The 21,777-nt window shown below is 60.3% G+C and carries 22 protein-coding genes; 12 read left to right on the forward strand and 10 right to left on the reverse strand.

Annotated features, from left to right (window positions below):
* Window positions 1-77: 77 nt before the first annotated feature.
* The 6 genes from EN845_RS14370 to EN845_RS14395 form a co-directional block, all read right to left on the reverse strand.
* Window positions 78-1,100: an acyltransferase gene (locus tag EN845_RS14370; RefSeq protein WP_245511740.1), complete on the reverse strand. Its 1,023-nt coding sequence runs from the start codon at window positions 1,098-1,100 to the stop codon at window positions 78-80.
* 104 nt (window positions 1,101-1,204) lie between these two features.
* On the reverse strand, window positions 1,205-1,744 hold the full coding sequence (locus EN845_RS14375) for a prepilin peptidase (protein WP_127870468.1): 540 nt from the start codon (window positions 1,742-1,744) through the stop codon (window positions 1,205-1,207).
* 1 nt (window position 1,745) lies between these two features.
* Window positions 1,746-2,306, reverse strand: a complete 561-nt coding sequence (locus tag EN845_RS14380) for a tetratricopeptide repeat protein (protein WP_167531359.1) — start codon at window positions 2,304-2,306, stop codon at window positions 1,746-1,748.
* 52 nt (window positions 2,307-2,358) lie between these two features.
* Window positions 2,359-3,309 (reverse strand): type II secretion system F family protein, encoded by a 951-nt coding sequence (locus EN845_RS14385; protein WP_127870467.1) that lies wholly within the window; start codon window positions 3,307-3,309, stop codon window positions 2,359-2,361.
* Window positions 3,310-3,327: 18 nt separating this feature from the next.
* Window positions 3,328-4,299 carry a type II secretion system F family protein gene (locus EN845_RS14390; RefSeq protein WP_127870466.1) on the reverse strand — a complete coding sequence of 324 codons (972 nt, stop codon included), beginning with the start codon at window positions 4,297-4,299 and terminating at the stop codon, window positions 3,328-3,330.
* On the reverse strand, window positions 4,299-5,687 hold the full coding sequence (locus tag EN845_RS14395) for a CpaF family protein (RefSeq protein ID WP_127870465.1): 1,389 nt from the start codon (window positions 5,685-5,687) through the stop codon (window positions 4,299-4,301). The genes EN845_RS14390 and EN845_RS14395 overlap by 1 nt, the downstream gene beginning before the upstream one ends.
* A 540-nt stretch (window positions 5,688-6,227) precedes the next feature.
* On the opposite strand from EN845_RS14395, the gene EN845_RS14400 reads away from it, so the two are divergent.
* The 11 genes from EN845_RS14400 to EN845_RS14450 all read left to right on the forward strand — a co-directional run bounded on the left by EN845_RS14400 (window position 6,228) and on the right by EN845_RS14450 (window position 14,620).
* The gene (locus EN845_RS14400; RefSeq protein ID WP_127870464.1) at window positions 6,228-6,443 is read left to right on the forward strand and encodes a Flp family type IVb pilin; all 216 of its coding nucleotides are present in this window, start codon (window positions 6,228-6,230) and stop codon (window positions 6,441-6,443) included.
* Between the two features lie 51 nt (window positions 6,444-6,494).
* Window positions 6,495-6,710 carry a Flp family type IVb pilin gene (locus EN845_RS14405; RefSeq protein ID WP_127870463.1) on the forward strand — a complete coding sequence of 72 codons (216 nt, stop codon included), beginning with the start codon at window positions 6,495-6,497 and terminating at the stop codon, window positions 6,708-6,710.
* A 93-nt stretch (window positions 6,711-6,803) separates the two neighbouring features.
* Entirely contained in the window at window positions 6,804-7,838 is a 1,035-nt protein-coding gene (cpaB, locus tag EN845_RS14410) for a Flp pilus assembly protein CpaB (RefSeq protein ID WP_127870462.1), read from the forward strand.
* Between the two features lie 63 nt (window positions 7,839-7,901).
* Window positions 7,902-9,347: a type II and III secretion system protein family protein gene (locus EN845_RS14415; RefSeq protein WP_127870461.1), complete on the forward strand. Its 1,446-nt coding sequence runs from the start codon at window positions 7,902-7,904 to the stop codon at window positions 9,345-9,347.
* Between the two features lie 4 nt (window positions 9,348-9,351).
* Complete coding sequence (locus EN845_RS14420; RefSeq protein ID WP_245511741.1) at window positions 9,352-9,627, forward strand: hypothetical protein; 276 nt, start codon at window positions 9,352-9,354, stop codon at window positions 9,625-9,627.
* 44 nt (window positions 9,628-9,671) lie between these two features.
* Window positions 9,672-11,213: a pilus assembly protein TadG-related protein gene (locus tag EN845_RS14425; RefSeq protein ID WP_127870459.1), complete on the forward strand. Its 1,542-nt coding sequence runs from the start codon at window positions 9,672-9,674 to the stop codon at window positions 11,211-11,213.
* Between the two features lie 4 nt (window positions 11,214-11,217).
* Window positions 11,218-11,712, forward strand: coding sequence for a TadE/TadG family type IV pilus assembly protein (locus EN845_RS14430; protein ID WP_167531360.1), 495 nt, complete (start codon window positions 11,218-11,220; stop codon window positions 11,710-11,712).
* Complete coding sequence (locus EN845_RS14435) at window positions 11,706-12,341, forward strand: TadE/TadG family type IV pilus assembly protein (protein ID WP_127870457.1); 636 nt, start codon at window positions 11,706-11,708, stop codon at window positions 12,339-12,341. Before EN845_RS14430 ends, EN845_RS14435 begins: the two co-directional genes overlap by 7 nt.
* Window positions 12,338-13,501, forward strand: a complete 1,164-nt coding sequence (locus EN845_RS14440; protein ID WP_127275395.1) for an AAA family ATPase — start codon at window positions 12,338-12,340, stop codon at window positions 13,499-13,501. The genes EN845_RS14435 and EN845_RS14440 overlap by 4 nt, the downstream gene beginning before the upstream one ends.
* Window positions 13,488-14,060, forward strand: a complete 573-nt coding sequence (locus tag EN845_RS14445; protein WP_127870456.1) for a L,D-transpeptidase — start codon at window positions 13,488-13,490, stop codon at window positions 14,058-14,060. Before EN845_RS14440 ends, EN845_RS14445 begins: the two co-directional genes overlap by 14 nt.
* A complete protein-coding gene (locus tag EN845_RS14450) occupies window positions 14,057-14,620 on the forward strand; it encodes a hypothetical protein (RefSeq protein ID WP_127870455.1) in 564 nt (187 codons plus the stop codon). The genes EN845_RS14445 and EN845_RS14450 overlap by 4 nt, the downstream gene beginning before the upstream one ends.
* 22 nt (window positions 14,621-14,642) lie before the next feature.
* Here EN845_RS14450 and EN845_RS14455 read toward each other — a convergent pair whose 3' ends face one another.
* From EN845_RS14455 to EN845_RS14465, 3 genes are all read right to left on the reverse strand, one after another.
* Window positions 14,643-15,179 (reverse strand): hypothetical protein, encoded by a 537-nt coding sequence (locus EN845_RS14455; RefSeq protein WP_127870454.1) that lies wholly within the window; start codon window positions 15,177-15,179, stop codon window positions 14,643-14,645.
* A 272-nt stretch (window positions 15,180-15,451) separates the two neighbouring features.
* A complete protein-coding gene (locus tag EN845_RS14460) occupies window positions 15,452-16,078 on the reverse strand; it encodes an MraY family glycosyltransferase (RefSeq protein ID WP_245464228.1) in 627 nt (208 codons plus the stop codon).
* Between the two features lie 158 nt (window positions 16,079-16,236).
* On the reverse strand, window positions 16,237-17,250 hold the full coding sequence (locus EN845_RS14465) for an NAD-dependent epimerase/dehydratase family protein (RefSeq protein WP_127870453.1): 1,014 nt from the start codon (window positions 17,248-17,250) through the stop codon (window positions 16,237-16,239).
* A gap of 380 nt (window positions 17,251-17,630) precedes the next feature.
* Between EN845_RS14465 and EN845_RS14470 the strand changes: the two genes are divergently transcribed.
* Window positions 17,631-19,646: an acyltransferase family protein gene (locus tag EN845_RS14470; RefSeq protein ID WP_167531361.1), complete on the forward strand. Its 2,016-nt coding sequence runs from the start codon at window positions 17,631-17,633 to the stop codon at window positions 19,644-19,646.
* Between the two features lie 100 nt (window positions 19,647-19,746).
* On the opposite strand, the gene EN845_RS14475 is transcribed toward EN845_RS14470, so the two are convergent.
* Complete coding sequence (locus EN845_RS14475) at window positions 19,747-21,774, reverse strand: O-antigen ligase family protein (RefSeq protein ID WP_127870451.1); 2,028 nt, start codon at window positions 21,772-21,774, stop codon at window positions 19,747-19,749.
* Window positions 21,775-21,777 lie beyond the last annotated feature (3 nt).

Below are 21,777 nucleotides of genomic sequence, written 5' to 3' on the forward strand. Positions count from 1 at the left end.
CGCCGCCGATCATGGAGAAGTCGTCGGGAACAAGATTTCCGTCTCGAAGCTGGGCAGCTTCTGTCGAAGCGCATGCGTCAATCCCGTAGTGCCAGGCCAGTTGGATGGCGGCCAGTCTTCAGCTGGGGATCATACCGGCGCAGGAATTTGCGCAGCGGCAACTCGAACAGGATGTACATCCGCCAAGCGAAAAGAACTGATGTTGCGGTGCCGATCACGATGATGAGGTCGGCAGGAATCGGAAAAACGGTCCACACCACCAGAAGCAGCGTTATCGGCAGTGTGTGGATCAGATAAAGCATATAGGAGGCATCACCGAGAACCGTCCATGCGCTCGGCTGTGCGTCGATCTGCATAGTGCCGAAGACGATCATCGCCGCCGGGAGACCGTAAACCAGCACGCGCTGGAACCCGTTATCGCCGGCGAGAAACTCCATCGTTCCCCCTTGCGGCGCCATCCCGATGAATCCCACCGTGATCATCGCCGCGGCGCCGATCGGCAGGCACCATACCGCCGGTTTCCACTTGGGTGCATAGGCGAGAGCGATGCCAAAGCCGAACTCGATGATCAGCGGGTTGCCAAGAAACTGCAGCACCGGGCCCGCCGAGCGAAACATCATTGCGAGGCCGAAGATACCGAGGAGACCCCATAGCAGCCGCCGGTCGACGAGAACCACGGTTGCGGCGGCGTAGAACAGCATTTCGAAGCACAGCGTCCAGGCCGCGGGCAATGCTGGCGCGGTCATTTGATCCGTAGCGGGCCACAGCAGGAGGGTCGCCACCGCGTCCCGCCAGCCGAAGCCGGTTTTGTAGGCGACGATCGCATAGGGGATGCTGATCAGCAGATAGAGCGGAACGATGCGCCGGAACCGTCTCCAAGCGAAGGATCGCCAGGTCAGGCCAGGTGCCGTCCTGGCAATAATCACCCCGGATATGACAAAAAAGATGTCTACGCCCGCGAAGCCGGCCACCTGCAAATCGTGAGGCAACAGGCCATTGGATCCGGTGGCCGTAACGGCGGTCTGGGCCGCGTGGACATATACGACCATCAGCGCGGCAACGAAGCGAAGTACCTGCAAGGACCAGATCAAGGGCGCCAAGCCTATGTCCGTTGACCCCTTGGCAGTCGATCGCGCAGGTGCCATCCAATCGACGATCACAACCGGAATCTTCTGGTCGATGGCGGCTGCCCGCGCTGCCGGGGTTAGTTAAGCTGATTCAGGATTCCAGAACTGTTCGCCAACACCATATTTTCATAGATCACGAGGGCTGTCGTGCAGATCGCCGCGACCGAGATCGGCACGCCAAACGGCACAACGCCTTTGCGATCGAGATGCTGGACGTAGATGCGGAAGGCGCCCGCGGGCAGCAGGAATGGATTCTTCATTGCCCCTGCGGTGACGAGGGCGAAAACCAGGAGCAGCACGGAAAAAACGACGAGGTCTTCGCCGCCGGTCAGAAAAGGCACGACCGCCATCAGCTTGACGTCGCCGGCGCCGATCTTGCGCAAGAGCCAGAACGGGAACAAGGCTACAAACAGCACGAGGCCGGCAGCCGCGCTCAAGCCCATGTCCAACCAGGATCCGGATCGGAGCACAAGCAGCAACAGGGACCCCACTCCCAGGCAGAGCAGCAGCAGCACATCGCGATTGGCAATCCTCTGCGTCGTGAAGTCGAGCCACGCAATCCTGGCGAGCAGCGGGATGGCGAGGGCCTTCAACAGCAGCGCTTCGACGAGCAGCATGCTAGCGCTCGATGTTCTGCACGCTCGACGACAGCAGCTTCAGATTGTTGGCTACGGTCGGATCGTTTGGTGCCAGCTCATAAGCCTTGAGGAAATTGCCGCGCGCGTCCTGCAGTTTGCCGCGCAGCAGATCGGAATAGCCGACATTGTTGTAGTATTCGGGCGACGGCCCCATCAGCTTGAAGGCGCGGCCATAGGCACGGTCGGCGAGGTCGAAGCGGTGGATCCGGTCGCACGAAGCGGCCAGTCCCATCCAGGCGCCGCCGTCATTGGGGGCGAGTTGCGTCGCCTTGAAGAACAGCGCGCCGGCGTTGCCATAGTTTTCCGCGCGGAACTGGTTCTTGGCTTCGGCCACGGCCTGGTCCGATGCGTAATATTCGACGTCGCTGACCGTCTTCAATCCGTCGAACGCATCGCCAAAGGACGTCACATCGCCTTTCGACGGTTCATTGGTGCGCACGACACCGCCAGTGGTGTCGGCGCCGTTTGTCTGGCAGCCGGCAAGGGCTGCCATCAACAGACTGGCAGCGACGACGGTTGCGAGGCGCATTGGCCCTGTCATTTTATCCCCCAGAGTCCGGCGACTCTATTTTAGAATCAAAGCATAGAACCGTTTAGAAGAAAATGCCCTTCATGCGGATGATCACCGGCAACATGATCACCATCATGACCACCGGGAAGATGCATAATCCCAACGGGATCATCATTTTGACCGGCAGAGCATTGGCCTTCTCCTCAGCGGTCAGAATTCTTTGTCCGCGCATCTCGTCGCTATAGACGCGCAGCGCCTCCGTCAGGCTGGTGCCGAGTTCTTCCGACTGCCGGAACAGCACGGCCAGGGAGCGCGCTTCTTCCAGCCCGATGCGGTCCGCGAGTTCACGCAGCGCCTCCCGCAACGGTTTGCCGGCCCGTAATTGCAGGTTCATGATCGCAAGCTGGATACCCAGCCATTTGTGGGTGCCTGCCAGCTCGGCGCCGACACGTTCGACCGCCGCCTCCAGGCTCATGCCGGCATCGGCACAGGTGATCATCATGTCCATGAAATCGGGGAACCCGCGACGATAGATCTGTTTTTGGGCATTCTCGAAGCGGTCGAGCAGGATAGCTGGGATCACGATGCAGGCGAGTCCGAACAACGCGGAACCGGCAAAGGCCATGAAAGCAGGGAGTTGAGGCGGGAGTACTCGTACAAGGAGGGCATAGGCAACCAAAAAGCCGATACAGACCGCGCCCAGCCGCGACAAGGTGTAGATGAGCGGAGCACTGGGTTGATAAAACCCGGCGCGAAAAAGCTTCGCCTCGAGCGCATTTGGCTCGTTGCGTTCCTTCTCCATCGATCGAAAGTAGGCGTCAACTGGACGCTGCGCCGAGATTTTGAGCAACTGTTCCTGCCCCGCGAGCGAGCGGCGGTCGACGATGCCTTCCGACGTCAGGCTCTGGGCAACCAGCTTGCGCGTCTGCAACGCCGGCAAGAAGACAAGCGCACCGAACAGAAACAGCGACGCAGCCGCCACGAACACCGCGGTGGAAACCAGGAAACTCAGTCCCTGAATATTCGATAGCAGGTTTATGGCTCGCTCCTGTCAGAAATCGAAATTGACCATGCGATACATGATGAAGTCACCCAGCAGCGCCCATGTTCCGAAGATCACGAACACCGGCATGATCAAAGGGTCGTGCCATATCTGGCCGTAATATGTCGGAGCGGCGAGCTGGAGGAGCAGGAACATTACGAGCGGGAAAAGCGAAATGATCCACGCGGACACCCGGCCCTCCGACGAAAGCGCCCTGATCTTCATCCTGAGTTTTTGACGTTCGCGCAGAACCGACGAAAGATTAGCCAGGATCTCGGTCAGGTTGCCGCCCGTTTTCGATTGGATCGACAGCGACACCGACAACAGGTGGAGGCCTTCGAAGCCCACGCGCTGGGAAAGCTTCCGCACCGCCTGTTCGATGCTCAGTCCGAAGGTGATTTCGTCGGAGACGATGCCGAATTCCGTGCCAATCGGATCGGGCATTTCGCGCGCGACCAGGCCTATGGCCACCGTTGCCGGGTGCCCCGCCCGCAGCGAACGCACGATCATGTCGAGCGCATTGGGGAGCTGTTTCGCGAATTTCTGGATCCGTTTCCTGCGCGCACGACGCAGAAGCAGAAGTGGCAGGACAAATCCGGTCACCAGAAAAATCAGGATGCAAGGCAATATGGAAAAACGCAGAAGGAATGAGAACAGCAGCGCAATCGCAAGGGCTGAGAGCAGGAACATCGCGGCGAAAGTCAGCGGGTTTCCGGTAATGCCGGATTGGGTGTAGAGCCTGTTCAAGCCGACCATGCCGAACAGAAAATCACCGGTATCCGTCAGGCCGCGTTCGCGCAGCAATCCCTGCAAGGTCCTTTCGGCCGGGACCTCATCGGACAATCGCTTCAGCCGCCGGTTGATCATGCCGGCACGGGATCGGCGATCGGCGAAAGACAGATACAGCGCCTCGCCGGCGAGAATGACGGCCGCGGCCGTAAGCGTGTAAATAAAGTAGAGCAAGGTCTGGCCGGTGGGCATCAGAGCGCAACCTGGGGATTGAAGGCGTCCTTGGCGAAATGGTGCCCGAGAGTCGCCGCTTCCGGGGCAAAACGTGGGCGAACGCCGGTAGCGCGAAATTCCCCGACGATCTGACCGTCAACCGTCACCTCGCGACGCACGAAGGTGTAGATCTCCTGCATCTGGACGACATTTCCTTCCATACCGGTAATCTCCGATATCGATGTCACGCGCCGGCCGCCGTCGGACAGGCGCTGTGTCTGCACGATGACGTCGATGGCGGAAGCGATCTGCGCCCTGATGGACTCATGCGTCATCGGCATTCCCGCCATGCCGACCATCTGCTCAAGCCGCGAGATCGCATCGCGCGGCGTGTTGGCATGGATGGTGGTCATCGAGCCCTCGTGGCCGGTGTTCATGGCCTGGAGCATGTCGAAGGCCTCTTCGCCGCGAACCTCGCCGACGATGATACGGTCGGGGCGCATGCGGAGCGCGTTCTTGACCAGCTCGCGCTGGCGAACCTCTCCCTTTCCTTCCACACTGGGCGGGCGTGTCTCCAGCCGGCCGACATGAGGCTGCTGCAGCTGCAGTTCCGCCGCGTCCTCGATGGTGATCAGGCGCTCCCTGGACGGGATGTAGCTCGACAGCGCGTTGAGCAAAGTCGTCTTGCCGCTGCCCGTCCCTCCCGAAACGAGGACCGACTTGCGCGCTTGCACGGCGATCCGCAGCAGATCGACCATTGGCGGACGGATCGAATTGAGCGCCACCAGGCGTTCGAGCGAATAGGGATTCTTGGAAAACTTTCGAATCGACACCAGCGGGCCGTCGACCGAGATCGGCCGCACCGCGATGTTGACGCGCGATCCATCCTCCAGCCTGGCATCGACCATCGGCGAGGATTCATCGACGCGCCGGCCGATGGCTGAAACGATCTTGTTGATGACCCGCAGCAGATGCGCCTCGTCACGAAAGCGGATGGCCGTCTCTTCAACCAGGCCACGCCGCTCGATGAAGACGCGTTTGTGGGTGTTGATCAGGATATCGGTGATCGTGTCATCCTTGAGCAACGGTTCGATCGGGCCGAGTCCCAGCATCTCGTCGGCAGTCTCGCTGGTAATTTGATCAAGCTCGCGTGCGTTCAGCGGCACACTGTGGCTGCGCACGAACTCGCGCACGATCGGGCGGATCTCGTTCAGGATCTCGTCCTTGGACGCGGTTTCGAGCGCGGATAGATTGAACCTGTCAATCAAATGGCGATGCAGTTCGACTTTCAGCGTCAGGAAGTCGTCGCCATGGGGTTCTATATCAACAACTGGAGAAACAGCCGGAACGATGGGCAGTACAGTCAGCGGCTCGGCCTTTGTCGCGGCCTGCTGCTCGCTTGGTCCCTTGATAAACCGCCCCAGCATAATCCCTTATACCCCTCCAGCGCATATTAGCGGAAACTAAACGTTAACCAAGCGACGCACAAGCGCCGGAGCGCCTCACATGCCGGCAATACTTTCAACATAGTTAAGGAGCGCACCCAAAAAATATCGTTTTTATTTATGATCCCCGCGTTGCCAAACATGAGTGTGCGACTATGCTTTATATCCTCCTGTGCCCTTGCGTGCTCCGACATCGGAATCCACTCCATATCTGGCTATAACCCCCTAGATATAAAGGGATATGCTACACATCTAAAGTAGCCATCACTTTATTAGTCCTTACGCATAATTGTGAACGAATGGTTAAGGACGCTTGAAAAATTAGACGAATCAAGCTCTTGCTGAAATTTAAAGCCGCTCTCAACTCGCAAGTTCATGTATTGGGAAGTTAAGGAACCGTTAATCCCGTTTGACTCCGCAATTTCTCGGGACCTAGGATCGAGATGACGGGGGATGCTTGGGTATGGAGTTCATCCTTGGCTCTGTCTCGTCGGGTTCAAACCTCCAAAGGGAGAAATTGACATGAAGAAGCTCATGACGATGACCCGGCAGTTCCGCGACGATGAAAACGGCGCTGCCATGGTCGAATATTCTATCCTGATCGGCATCATTGCAGCGGCATCCATCGTTGCGGTCATCGCTATCGGCGGATGGGTCGGCAGCCAGTTCACCGGCCTCTGCGCGAAGCTGAACACCAAGGGTGTATCAAGCACTGGCTCGGGCACTGGCACCTGCTGACGCTGTAACCAGCTCTTTGGGCCGGAATCGGCCAATGAAGGAGAGATAGGCATGAAAAGGCTTATCGACGTAGCCAGGCGGTTCCACGACGATGAGAACGGCGCTGCCATGGTGGAATACTCGATCCTGATCGGCATTGTTGCCGCGGCATCGATCGTTGCGATTATTGCCATCGGCGGATGGGTCGGCAGTCAATTCACCGGCCTTTGCGCGAACCTGAACACCAAGGGTGTATCCAGCACCGGCGGTGCCGGTGGCACCTGCTAAAACACTCTGGGCCGGAATCATTCGATTTCGGCCCAGTATTCTGCGCTTTGAAGGGGCTTACATTCGCCCGGCGGGCGATGGTGGGGTGGAAAAATGCGCGCTAATACGCTTATCATGATTGTCCTCGCCGGCGTGTTCGGCGTGCTGGCGGTGGTGCTCGCCAATATCTGGCTGGCCAGCCAGCGCAATGCCATGGCGCGGACGGATGACGTCCCGCATGATACGGTGGTGGTGGCAGCCATACCTTTGAAATTCGGTGACACGCTGACCGAGGACAAGTTGCGCGAAATCGCGTGGCCGGCGGGCGCGGTTCCGGCCGGCGCTTTCAAGACAACGAAAGAAATGCTGACTGGCGAAGGCGTAAAGCAGGCGCTGCAGGCGATCGGCACCAATGAGCCTGTCCTCGCCACCAAGATCACCGGCCCCGGCCAGCGCGCCACGCTCTCGGCGGTGCTGGGCGAAGGCATGAAAGCCGTTTCCATCAGGGTCAACGACGTGCTTGGGGTGGCTGGATTCGTTTTCCCCGGCGACCGCGTCGATATTCTGCTGACGCGCACGGTGCGTGGCGACGACGGTGCGGACAAGAGTTTCGTCGACGTGCTGCTGCAGAGCATGAAGGTTCTCGCCATCGACCAGGTTGCAGATGTGAGCAAGGACAGCCCGACCGTCGTCAAGTCAGTGACGCTCGAGGTCAGCACCAAGGACGCACAGAAGCTGACCCTGGCAGCCGGCGCCGGCCAATTGTCTCTGGCGCTGCGCCAGGCGGCGGCCAGCAAGGGCGAGGCCACCGAGCGGGTGACGCTTTCCGACCTGACCGGCGAAATGCCAGAAGACGTCGCCAAGCGACAGGCCGAACTCGAGAAGAAAGCTGCCGCGGACGCATTGGCGGAAGCTGAGCGCAAGCGTGCCGAGGACAAGATTGCCGGGCTCACCCAGGCCGTGGAGCGCGTTGGAAGCCGGCTTGACGAACTGGGCAAGGCTAAGCCCGCTCCAGCGGCGGCAGCTGAAGTGCGGGAAGTCGTCAAGGAAGTGGTCAAGTATGTACAGCCCGAGCCGCCGAAGAATGTGTCGGTAGGCGTGTTCCGGGGCGTGAAGCTCGAGACATATGACGTGCCGCGACAACCATGATAGTATTGCGGCATAATACCGCGCGACACGGTGGCTGCCTTAAGCAGCATTTGGGAGACGGGGATGCAGGGGACTTGGTTGAGGATGGCGGCGGGCGCGTTGGCCTGTCTGGTGGCGTTTTTGCTGTCGAGCCTCGTGGCCGAGGCGGCTGACCGCTTCATCGACGTGTCCAACCCCAGCGTCCATCGTGTTTTCCTGCCGATGTCGCAATCGGTGACAATCCAGGTAAATGCCAATCTCGGCGACATCGTCGTCGGCGACGAGAAGATCGCCGATGCGCAGCCAATGACCGACCGCACGCTCTATGTCATCGGCAAGGGCGCCGGCACCACCACGGTCAACCTGTTCTCGCCGGACAAGCGCTCGCTTGGCGTCATCCAGATCGAGGTCGGCGTCGATGTCAGCGACATGGCGGCGGCGATCCGCCAGGTTTCGCCGAGATCGCGCATCGAAATCGGCTCGGTGAATGGCAGGGTGCGGCTTGGCGGCCATGTCAAGGACGGCGCCACGCTGGCGGCCATCATGGAGGTTGCCCAGCAATACGGGCCCGATGCCATCATCAATGCCGTCACGGTCGACGACAGCCAGCAGGTCAACCTCGAAGTGCGTGTGCTGGAAGCAAAACGCAATGCCGGCCGCGACCTTGGCGTGTCGATCAGGAGCAGGAACAGCAGCGGCACGACTCGAGTCGCAACTGGTATTGCCACCGTGGACAAGGACGGGGCGGAGCTCGGAGCGGGCGACCTCGTCAGTGGTCTGTTGTCGAACAGCAATCCGTTCGCAGCGCTGATCACGCGCGTCATCGACAGCAACATCAAGGTCGATCTGATCATCGAGGCGCTGGAGGCCAAGGGCGTGGTGCGCACACTGGCCGAGCCAAACCTGACCACGCTCTCCGGCGAACCCGCCAGTTTCAACGCCGGCGGCCAGGTTCCCATCCGCAGTGTCAACAAAGATGGCGAGGTCCAGATCGAGTACAAGCAATTCGGCGTCAATCTCCTGTTCACGCCGGTGGTGCTCGCCGACGACAAGATCCACATCCAGCTGGCGCCCGAGGTCAGCGACCTGACCGGCTTCACCACAGCCGGCGATCCGATCTTCACCAACCGCAAGCTGGAAACCGTCGTCGAGCTGCGCGACGGTCAGAGCTTCGCGGTCGGCGGGCTCCTGTCGAGCAAGACGGCGAAGCTTCAGGAGCAGGTGCCATGGCTCGGCCAGGTGCCGGTCATCGGCACGCTGTTTCGCAATTCGAACAGCCAGAAGGAAGAGACCGAACTGGTCGTCGTCGTCACGCCGCACATCGTGCGGCCGGTGAAGCCCGGCGAACAGCTGGCGACGCCTTTCGACAAGACGCGGCCCGCGAACGATCCGGAGTTCTTCGTGCTCGGGCAGCTCGAAGTGAACAAGGACATGATCCGCAAATATGAAACAGGCGACGGCGTCACCGGCCCCTATGGCCACATGCTGGATTTCAAATCGAAGGACAAGATGCTCTATGTCAAGAAATAGCGCCTTGATCCTCATTCTGTGCGCCGGGTCGCTTTCGGGCTGCGCCGCGGACTATCTGAACCACTACGACACGGTGACCTTGGCCGCCGGCGACACGCAGAAGTTCAACTCGATGCTTCAGACGGTCGACCCGCTCAATCCGGCCTCCAGGAACACGCATATCGAAGGCGACGGCACGCGCGCCGCCGCTATCGCGCACAACTACAAATTTCCGCCGCCACCCCCGCCACCGCCGGCCATCACGGTCAATGTCGGTGGATCGGGTGTGACGACGCCGTGAACTGAACGGAAGGATGCGGAGGGCGCTGGGCATGCGAGGGGCCCTTGCGCGAGAGAGCAGAGAGTAAGGTCATGTTGGGGACCATTCGAGCCTTCTGGAACGATCAACGCGGCATAGCGATGATCCTCGTAGCGATTATGATACCCGTGCTCATCGGCTTCTCGGTGCTTGCCATCGACATGAGCCGCGTCAACAGCCTCCACAACGATCTGCAGAAGGGCATCGACGCGATGGCGCTTGCCGCCGCCGCGGAACTGGACGGCAGATCGGATTCCATCACCCGGGCCAACTTGGCCGTGACAACCCTCGTCACCAACAACACCCTGTTTTCGACATCCGGGGATCATCCGCTGGTTTTAGCCGATATGACCGTCACCTATCTGACCGGCATCCCCGCCAGCGACGAAACCGCATTGAGTGCTGCCGGCGTCGATGCCGATGGCACAAACTGGGCAAGCACCGATCCCAAGGCTGTTTCATTCGCTGAAGTCACGATCAACGCTTCCGGCGTTGCGGCTGGCGCAGGTGCCTTCGCGACGATCTTTCCGGCAAGTCTGGTCGGCAGCAAGGACACCATGGATATCCAGCCGCAGGCGGTGGCCGGGTTCGTTCAGTCAATCTGCGAAACCGTTCCCCTGTTCATGTGCAACCCGTTCGAGACAGCGGATTCTTCGACCAGCAAGACGATCCAGCAAGCCTTTGCCTCGGGCGATACTTACGGGAGAGAGTTCCGTATTTTGAAAGTCGATTCCAATCCTGGCCCCGGCAATTTCGGCCTGATCGACAACAATCTCAGCTCGCTGCGAGATGCCATTGCGATCGGCACCTCGGGAACCTGTTACAATCGCAACGCACTGACCACGAAGACCGGCGTCACCCTTGGCCAGGTCAACACTGGCCTCAACACCCGATTCGATCTCTACAGCGGCTCGTTGAACAACGACAGCAAGGACTTCAATTACAGGCCGGCGACCAACGTTCGCAAGGGCCAGAAGACCGGCTGCAGCAAGTACGATCCCGTGACGGACAACACCGCGTTGCCTTTGCCTCCGGGCACCAACTACGTCGATGCGAAGGGAATGTCCGACGCGATCGGATCGCAGAGCTTCTGGACAAGCTACTGGCAGGTCAACCACGGGACGGCGTATCCGAACGTCCCCAGCACCACCAACCCGACCGGCTCCACGAGCGCTCCCGCATCAAGATATGACGTCTACAAGTACGAGATCGCCAAAAGCCTTGTCGGTGACAAGTCGCTGAATCCGACCAAGGAAAGCGGCGATCCATCCTGCTACAAGGGTCCTAACCCGACACTCGATCCAGATCGCCGGCTGCTCAACATGGCGATCGTCAACTGCCTCGCCAACGAGGACAAGCTAAACGGTCACGTCTCGATCAAGCCGGACGGCTATGTCAGCGTGTTCATTAACACGCCGGTTCAGAAGCAGGACAACACGAAGGATCCAGACGATCCTTCCGCAGGCGAGAAACCCATCAGTCTGGAGATCGTCGACGTGGATGGCGCCTTTGCCAATAATACCCTTGTCGACAAGGCGTTTCGCAACGAAGCGCAACTGTACCGGTAGCGCCATGTTCATCAAACTAAGGCAGTTCCTCCAGCGGTTCCACCATGACGAACAAGGCTCTGCCTTGGTCGAGATAGCGATCGTCATGCCACTCGTGTTGCTGCTGTCGGCCGGCGTCTTCGAATTCTCGAACATCTTCAACACGCGTCTGCTTCTCGCAGCTGGCGTCGAGGATGCCGCTCGCTATATGGCGCGCTGCAGCAGCGACTGGGATACTTGTTCCGCGTTGGCAACAAACCTGGCCGTGAACGGGGCCGTCACGAACGGTAGCGCTAGGGTTACCGGGTGGACCACGGGTCAAGTCTCCATCACCAAAGCAAAATCGATCCAGGCGATCGATTCGACCGGCACCGAGCTCTATCTCAGCAGCACCGGCACGGTCATTGTGGTGAAGGTCAGCACCGCATATCCGTATCCCACTCTGGGCCTCTGGTCTTATCTTGGCTTTGGTGCCCTTACGCTCAATGTTTTCCATCAGGAGCGTGTCTTGGGATGGTGATGTCGCGCGGCAGGTTCTGGAGAAACCAATCCGGCGCGACAATGGTGGAGGCGGCCATTGCAATGCCCGTGCTGCTCACTCTGCTGCTTGGTTTCGTCGACTTCGGCTACGCTTTCTACCAATGGAATGCCGGCAACAAGGCGGTGCAGGCTGGCGCCAGGCTGGCGCAGATTTCCGCTCCGATCGCCAGCGGACTTCTGCTCGAGGCAAAAACCCCCAGCGACCCACTGGACGTGGGAAAGGCGGTTCCAGCCAACACTTACAGCTACATCTGTACCGCCAGTGCCGCCGGAGCAGTATCTTGCAGCTGCGGAACAGGCGCCACGTGCCAGAACCTCAATGTGAGCCAAGCCGCTTTCGACTTTATCTTTAGCGGCAGCAGCTCCCGGCCGGGCATGCTGACATTCCTGCCAACCCTTCTGAAATCCGAGGTCCAGATCCAATATCAGGCTTCAGGCCTCGGTTACTGGACACGCCCCAGTGGGCCGGTGCCAACGATCACCGTCAGCATCGTCAATCATCCCTTCCAGTTCTTCTTTCTGGCCGGGTTTCTCGGATTCGGAACCATCACCATGCCCTCCATGCTGAGCACGGTCACGGGCGAAGACATGAAGAGCACCTATCCATGAACGCCATCAACACCAAGGTCCTGCCCACCAAGCGAAAGCAGGTCGCGCTGTTTTCCTCCGATCCGAATTTCAAGCGCGATGTGGCGACCCGGCTCGATGCGCTGGCGATCTATGACGTGCGGGTTGCCGAGACGGGCGACTTCCTCAAAGGCCCACCGGCCGAGACGCGCCCGGGCATCGTCATCCTCGATCTCGGCAATGGCGAATTGCTTGGCAATCCAGGCATCGTCGAGGCGCGTGGACTGTGGGCAACCGTGCCGCTGATCGCGGTTTCGGACGAGTTGACGTCCGAACAGACGCGCGTGCTGGTGCGCATGAACGCCTCCGACTGGCTGCACAAGCCGCTCGACGGCAAGGAGCTGCTCAACGCCGTCACCTTCCACGACAGCGGCAACCAGGGTACCAAAAGCCGCATCATCACCTTCGTCGGCGCCAGCGGCGGCGCCGGCGCCACGACGCTGGCGTTGTCGGCAGCTGAATTCCTGGCCTCGAAATCGACCGAGCGCGCGGCCTCGACCTGCCTGGTCGACCTCGACTTCCAGAGCGCCAATTGCGGCGCCTATCTCAACCTGTTCAACCAGTTCGACCTTGCCGGCATCATCGGCCAGCCGGAACGGCTCGATGTCGAACTGATGGATGTCATCAAGCTGTCGCGGCCTTCCGGCCTGACGCTCTATGCCTTCGAGCGGCCGCAGCTGCCGTTCGAGCGGCAGGGCGCCGATTTCGTCTTCCGGCTGCTCGACCTTGTCGCCTACCGTTTCGACGACATCGTCATCGACCTGCCGAACATCGAAACGCCCTGGCAAAATTCCGTGCTGTCGACGAGCGACGAGATCTTCATCGTCTTCGAGCTCAATGTCGCTTCGCTGCGGCAAGGCAAACGGCTCTACAAGAAGATCCGCGAGCTGCGCGGCAATAACGTCAGCATCACGCTGGTGGCCAACAAGCACAAGCGCAAATGGTTCGGCAACCACTTCTCGCGCGGCGAGCTGGAGAAGATCTTCAAGGCGCCGAACATCAAATCGGTCAGCCTCGACAACGCCCTGCTGGCCGACGCCCTGAACCGCGCGATGCTGCCGTCCGAAGTGGATGGCCGAGCGCGCTTCAACAAGGATCTGAAGAAGATGTTCCGCGAGCGGCTCGACGATGCGGCCCGCTAGCGGCCATCGCTTTCGACTGACGGCCGCCTGCCTCCTCGGCCTGGCGCTGGCGCTTCCAGCCGGACAGAGCGCGTGGGCGGACAGCCGCCCGCCTTTGCCGGCCATGGGTCCCAGCCTGCGCAAGATGGTGGCGTTTCCCACGGCCGAGAAGATTGGAACCATAATCATCCGCAAGCAGGAAAAAGCGCTCTACCTGGTGACCGGCAAGGGCGAGGCCCTGCGCTACCGGATCAGCGTCGGACGCGATGGATTTGGCTGGACGGGTACGGTCCAGGTGGGGTCAAAGACCGAGTGGCCGGCTTGGCGCCCGCCCAAAGAAATGCGCGCCCGCCGGCCGGAGTTGCCTGAGATGGTTCCCTCGGGGCCGTACAATCCGCTCGGCGCAAGGGCGCTCTATCTGCTTCGGGACGGTCGCGACACGCTCTATCGCATCCATGGCACCAACGACCCTTCGGGCGTGGGTTTCGACGGCACGTCGGGCTGTTTTCGCTTGACCAATACCGATGTCATCGATCTTTTCAGGCGCGTGCCTGTCGGCACCAAGGTGGTGGTCCAATGACAACGATCAGCGATCCCGACGAACTGGTGGCGGCGGTCGAACCGCCATTGCTCGACAAGGAGAAGAGCCGGTTCAGAGTGGCCGTTGCCGTCTGTGTCGGCCTGGCGCTGTTTGCCCTTCTGAACGCCACCGCGGCCGTCTATCTCTACCGTGGCATCAACGACCTGCGCGCGATCGAGGCGCGGCTGGAAGACCTCGGCCAGTTCGAGCAGCGAATGAGCGCGCGGCTGGACACCGTCAACAACGGATTTCAAAGCCGGTTCGAGGCGCTGGACGACCGGTTGCGGGGGAGCTTCGGCGAGGTCAACGCCAACATCGCCAAGCAGGCACCGGAAATGTCGGGAAATCACGGTGGCGACGAGCCGCGCGTCGTGGAGCTCCCCCCGCCCGCCGAAGATACGGCGGCGGTTGCCAGCGCCACCGAGGCGGAACCGGCCACCGAGGATATGCCGCGCACAACGCGACGGAGGCCGGCTCCGGCAGCGCCTCCCGCGCCAAGTTCCAACTACCAGCGGATCGTATCCCCGGAAGGCAAGGTCACCTATCACAAGATAAACTAGCTTTGGCCTCGGCCACGCTGCGCTAGAAATCTCTCTGCAGTGCCATGAGCCGGACACGCATCGGTTCAACGCGCATGCCGAGTTCACGCATATAGGCAAAATGGCAATAGGCGCACGCCGTAACCCCGATGACCGCCAGCAGGCAGTTCAGCCAGGTGAAGTCCATCGTCAGTGAGAACTGAAAGCCGCTCGGCGCCGAGAACCCGGCAATGGTGCTGGCGGTCTGCGAGTGGCCGCCGATCAAAATCATCAACGCCGCGAGGATCAAGGTGCCATGGTTGGCAAGAAAGAAAGCGGCCGACCTTCTGGCCTGACTTGCCATCCAGCAGATCCCCAGCGCCGCACCCAGCAGGGCGAAATCCAGGACCATCGACCCTCCCAGATAGACATCGACCTGCTGCCAGACCATTCCGGACGATGGGTGCAAGGTGAGCCAGACCTTCCACATACCGGGGCTTGCGGGATAGGTCCCGAGCAGGATCGTGGCCATTCGCTCCGCCGCCAGGATCAGCAGGACAAAGGCCGGGAAGGCGAAAAGCAATAATGGTTTGCGCTTCATGGTGCCTCGCAATCTGGCGGGCAGTCTATGCTGCATAGATTGCATGAAGCTTAACGGCGCGTTTTGCTTGCCAATCAACAGCGTCTGCCCGTAGCGATCAGTGTCGGGGCCCACCCGTGCCACGACGGCCTCGCGTCTCCGCCCTCAAGCCGATTCTGCAAATCTGCGTGAGCTCGGCAGCCAGCGAGCCGCTGATGTGGGTCCGGCAGGCGTTCGTAGCGGACAATGAGCGGAGCCGCCGAGTCTGATCCATCGGTATCGCGAAGAGCGGCCTAAGGATTAGCCAAAGCAGAAAATGTCAGCCCTATCGCCAGTGCCGTCACTGCGTAGATAGCCGGCAAAACCTGACGGTTCACACCAATCCGAAGCAAGCTATGACCAAGGTGATCCGTGCCGCCCATCCAGGGCCTGCGCCCCTGTAGCAAGCGGCGAGTCGTTACGAATATTGCATCAATCAGCGGGACGGCAATCCACGCCAACGAGGCGTCAAAACCTCTTTTCGAGGCAAGAAGCACGATTGCCGCCCCGAGGAGAAGGCTGCCGCTGTCGCCCATGAAAACGCGGGCGGGCGGATAGTTGAAGCAAAGGAACCCGACACACGCACCCGCGCCGGCCATCCCGATATCGCCGCCGAGCCCCAGGAAGGCGGCCGTGATTGCACTCGCGGCAAGACCATCCGCATGGTCGAGCATGTTGACCGCGTTGCAAGCTATCCAAATGACGATCGGGACCCACCACAGACCTGTAATGATGCCAGCTAAAATCGCGGCAGCGGCCAATGCCGCTGCCTTGACACCGGCGGAAAGGGATCGGACGTCATCCAGCGCGCCGATCAGGCAGAAAACAGCCAGCAGAAGAATATACTCAACCGGAAGCCACGGAGACATCGCGATCAGCATGGCCGGCCCTGCCAGCCGGGGCACCTCGCCCGATGTATGCCATCGGTCGCTCTTGACCTTTGAGACCGCTCCGATGCGTATCGCCAGACGCGCAAACAGCCACACACAAACGGCCGATATGAGCAGAGCCCCGATGAACGGGACCAATGGACCAGGTGTCAAGCCATCGCTCGTTCGGCACGCATGTGCTCGATGCAGTCGACCACTGTCTGTTTGGTGCTTCGCAGTGGTCGCCATCCGGTCATGGAGGTCAACAGACTTGTGTCAGGCACGCGGTCATGCGTCACGGCAAACCGCTCACCAAAGACCGCACTGGAAGGTTTCATAACGATGGGCGCACTCGTCCTGGTGGCGTCTACGACCATCTTGGCGAGATTTCCAATCTGAACCGCCTCGCTGCCGCCCAGGTTGACTGGCCGGCCTCGCAACGACCGGCACTGCATCACCAGAAGCAACCCCTCGGCGGCATCGGCTACGTGGAGAAACGCGCGCCTCTGCTCGCCATCGTCGTGAACCACAAGCGGTTCGCCCCGCAACGCCGCGTTGACAAACACTGGCAATACGAGGCCGGTCGCCGAGCGCTGGCGCGGTCCGGCCATGTTGAATGGTCGAACGATCCAGCTAGGGATGCCCAAATCGAAAAACAGTCCAGCAACCAGATGCTCAACGGCTGCCTTGGCAGCGGCATAACCCCATCGCGGTCGGAGATCCGTCATAACTGGATCGGACTCTGTGATTGGCCGGTCCCGACCGGAGCCGTAAACTTCTGAACTCGACGTATAAAGAAGCGGGCGCCTGTGCAGCCGGCATGCTTCGACGATTGAACAGCCTGATTCGAGAATGCCGCTGGTGACGGCGAAGCGTTCCTTGTGAGCACGCTCAACGCCGATCGGACTCGCCAGATGGAAGACGGCATCGGCAAGGCCAACCTCATCCTGGACCGCCCCATTATATGCCGGATCGCCGACCCTGAAGGTACGGATCGTCAGGCGAGGGTCACCAGTCGGCAGATTGCGAAGCAGGCCGTTCGAAAGATCATCGACAACGGTCACGGTGCAATTGCGCGCAAGCAACATATCGACCAGTGCCGACCCTACGAAGCCTGCGCCACCAGTAACCAACACATGTGCGTGCTGGCCGAATTCAACCATGTCCGCGCTATGGTTGTCCAACGTTGACGGCCTCCAGAACGACCCGTGGCCTCGCAACGCACGGGACAATCTTCTATACAGTCAGGGACGGGACGAACAACCCGTTTTTCTATCAAGCGAGCAAGTTTTCATCGCCCCGATATCATTAACGAATGAATACTCCCTCCGAAAAGCCGCCACTGGTCCGATGCCCCGGTCCAGGAGCAGGACTGATTCTGGCACACGCGCACCAATGTTTAGGTTTTCGTCGCTCCAGCGCGAAACAAATTGTGAGGGTATCCCCACGTTTCTCGAAATGCGACTTGTAAGTCGAATCGCGGGTGCCGCCGTTGCATATGTCCGGCCATCGACTCATGATACGCAATTGGGCTGTGAGGCCGGGAAATAACCCGGAGGGAGCCGTGAAGTCCGACTATCGGCCAGATATCGACGGATTGCGCGCAATCGCAGTGGTCGCCGTCATTCTTTTCCATTTTGACGTGCCCGGCTTTCGAGGCGGCTTCGTCGGCGTCGATATCTTCTTTGTCATTTCTGGCTATTTGATCACCCGCCTTTTGGTGGCTGAAGGCGGCGAACTGTCCCTGATCGAGTTCTACGCCAGGCGCATGCGCCGCATTCTGCCGGCGATGCTGGTAACGATCTGCTTCTCGCTCATTGCGGGATGGTTTCTGTTGCTCCCCGGGGACTATGCCGACTTGGGGCGCAGTGCCACCTATTCGACGTTCGGGCTGGGGAACTACTACTTTCTCTGGAACACGGGCTATTTCGATCGCGAGTCGGCGCTTCTGCCGCTGCTCCATCTCTGGTCGCTGGGCGTCGAAGAGCAATTCTACCTGGCATGGCCGGTTTTGCTTCTGGCCGCGAACCGGTTGGCGCGGGGCCGCCATCTGCCGGTCATCGCGCTCATCGGTGCCGTCGCACTGATTAGTTTCTCGATTGCCCTCCATCTGGTGGCGATCGATCCAAAACAGGCGTTCTATCTTCCCTTCGGCCGAGCCTGGGAACTGGCTCTCGGCGGCCTGCTGGTCTTTGCGGCGCCCGTTCGCCACCGAGGCACTTCCGAAGCTTTCGGACTGGTCGGCCTTTGCCTGGTCGCCGCCAGCACCATCTGGCTGTCGCCGAACCAACCGTTTCCGGGGCTGAGCGCTCTCTTCCCGGTGATCGGCGCTGGCCTGCTCATCTGGCCGCGTTCGCAGTCAATGATCTCGGCGCTGCTTGCGAGCGCACCTTTGCGATCGACGGGCAAGATTTCTTATAGCCTTTATCTCTGGCATTGGCCGATCCTGGTTTTCTTCCGTCACTATGCAGGCACCGAAATGCCGACGGCGGCCGAAGCGTCTGTCCTTGTCGCCGTGGCAGGGCTGGCGGCGTATTTCTCTTGGCGGTTCGTCGAGGAACCCGTTCGCCGTCCGCGGGCGCCTCCATCCAGGGCATTTGCCGCCGGTGTTGCCGCCGCGGTGACAGTTTGCCTGAGCGGCAATGCGATCTTCGAAGCCGGCGGTTTCACCAGCAGGATTCCGAAAGAAGCCGAGGCAATGCGCAGCCTCGAGGTGATGTGGGACTGGCCGTGTCCACAGACGGTCGTCATTCCTGAGCTGGGCAGCACGTTTTGCGCGTTTGGGGCCCCCTGGGGCAAAGCGAGACATCACGCCGTCCTGTGGGGCGATAGCCACGCCGAACACCTCGCCCCGCTGTTCGATGCTGCCGGCCAGCACGAGAATACCGCCTTCTTTCTTTATCGCGCGTGCCCGGCCGCATTCGGAGAAGGTGTCCATCGCGATTTTCCAGAGCACCCCGACTACCAGGAAAGCTGCGCGTCTTCCCGAAAGGCGGTCGTCCATATGCTGAGACAGCGAAAAGATATCGACCTCGTGGTCCTGTCTTCCGCCTGGACAAACCTTGCTGACACCAATGTCGTCGCCGATGACGGCCGGCAGGCGGACAGGGTCCTGCTGTTGCGCGATGGCTTGCTCAGCCTCGTAAAAGAAATCACCGCTCGGCAACGACGCATCGGAATCATTGGACAGGTGCCTGTGCCAGGCGTGGATCTGACGTCCTGCGCGGCAATGCGCGAAAGCGGCATGCTGAGACGTTGTCCGACAGACATGGATAGCGAGCAAATCCTACGGCGTTGGTCGCCGGTGGTGACCGCGTTAGAGTCGCTTGCGGATGAAAATGGGGTGTTCTTCGTCGATCCACTCAAAGGCATGTGTCCGGACAGGCATTGCGCCACCTACATCAATGGCGAGTTCATTTACCGCGACAAAGCTCACCTGCGCCGAAACTTGACACCGGAGACCGACGTCGGCCTTGCGCGAACGATCGGTCTCCACCAGGCCCTAGCCGCAGCCGACGGGCGAACTCGTGTATCGACAGCGAACGCCATGCAGCCTTCGACAACCAGCATGAGCAATTGAGCCCGCAGCTCTGTGCCATGCGACGACAGCGCCGGACATAGCCTCTACGTCGAAGATCATCACCTGTCGATCTTCGGCGCGAGGCTTATTGTTCCGAAAATCATCCGGAGGCTTTAGACCGACTTGTTAGTGGCGTCACGGCAGCCACAGTTGCAATCGACCATGCAATGATCGTGCCCAGAAGAATGAAGCATAGTGCACTGACCGACAGCGGAACGGCGACCTCGTAGGTTCGGTCATTGCTGCGAGGGTCGCTCGAATCCGTGGGCGCGAACAGCACAGCATCCGGCCGGCGAAAAGTATACTCGCCCTGCCTGACGGCAGGCCATGCGTGAGAAGACCAGCCGACGCGATGTAGCGATGTTCCGTTTTCGCGCAGATTGGATGCTTGCAAAGGCGGAATGTCAGACAGGTTGCCTAACTGGAAAAGGCCGGGAAATGGTGGCCGCGGAAGCAGCGTTTCGTATCCGCCTCGGGCGGCAAACATGGTTTCGTTCTGCAGCCGCCCGGTAATAAGCGGTGGTGTGACGAGCAGTATCGCGATGCAGCCGGCCCCGAAGGCGACGACGCCTGCCACTGTTCCGCAAGCAAAGCTCCAAGGCTCGCCTTTCTCTGTCGGCGACGACTTTGAGGCAGCCACTTTTCGTGCGGCGAGCATGCCGCCAATTCCGAGCGCGATTGGAAGAAAGAGACTTGGTGTCAGCAAGAGGTCATGCGAGGTCAGCATCACCCCTAGAACCGCGACACCAAGGGCAAGATCACCGGCGTTCCGGGCAAAGCAAAAGGCGAAGCAGACCAAGCCAATCGGAATCAGCCAGCCGAGGTGACCGAAAGCGATTGCAAACAGGACGAAGGTGTTGTGCGGCGCAAGGGCTTGCGCCTGTTCAAGTCCGCGACCGAAAAAACCGCCTTCTCGATAGGCGAGCAGGCCGCGCTCGAGAAAGAGAGCCCTTGCCGAAATCGAGTTCCTCTTGCCTTCATCGGTCAGGCGTTCGCCGAGCGCCTGCATCTTGGCGACGTTCGTGGATTGGTTAGCCGCGGGCGCGGGGCCGGATGGCAGAGGAGACGAATTTACGGCGTCCGCGGATGCACCGCCCTTAGCGGCGGCCGAACCGCTCGGGGGTTCGACGGCGAGGGGCGTGGTAGTGTCAGCAGAACTTGCCCGAGGCGGAGCCGGTTGATTTGCCGACGCCCCTTCAGGCGGTGGCGCAATTGACACCGTAGCGGCTGGCGGAGATCGATCGACAGCCTTCGATGCTTCGTTGAGCGCCGTGCTTACAGACAAAATTCCGGCATAGGATTCGTCCGTGGCAATACGGAAGGAAGCATTTGTGGTCAACGCGATGCCGATCGCCCCCAGCAGTGCAAAAGCGACGACGACCGCACGGCCCAAGCCCCCAAGATCGATCTGAAAACGACGGCCGCTGCGAAATTGTTGCCAAATGCGGACGACAATCGGAACCGCCACCGTTGCAAGGGCGGCAAGAAGGGTCGAGCGAGAAAGCGTCGCGAGGAGCGTTATGGCTACGAGCACGAGGAAGCTTGCACGCCACTTTTGTGCGACGGCGCGGTAGCTCGCCGCAGCCCCAAGCAGAAGTCCGGCCGCTGCGACATTGGGATTGACCGCCAAACCGGCGGCCCGGCCAGGCGTGTTGGTGAAGCCGCTGGCAAAGAGGAGGTCGAGCAAGCAAACCACCGCATTGAGCGCTGTGACTGACGCCGAGAGGCGCAACACGATTGCGGGAGCTGAGGCAAGCATGAGCACAATCGCCGCGCCGCCGAGGAAAAGTGTGATCAGGTAACACTTGGCGACGATCCCGATCGGATGAAGCGCAACCGGGACGACTGCCATGGCGGCGGTGATAGCAAGCAGAAGGATCGCGCTACGCACGTCTCGACGCGTCACAAGAACGGCCACCGAAACAATCAGCACTCCGCCATAGAGCGCATGGAACACCAGCCTGGCGAACTCGTCCCGTCCGGTGAAGAACGGCATAAAGTATGGCAAGAACCAGGACTGGCAGATGACGATGAGGAACGCACAGAGTCCGGCCGAAATGTTCGTCAGGACCGCCCGCAGCGGATGCGTTGAGCTCGCCGAGCGTTCCGAGTGGGCAATCCCGCTCATTCG

It is taken from the genome of Mesorhizobium sp. M8A.F.Ca.ET.202.01.1.1, assembly GCF_004791595.1.
Taxonomy (GTDB): domain Bacteria; phylum Pseudomonadota; class Alphaproteobacteria; order Rhizobiales; family Rhizobiaceae; genus Mesorhizobium.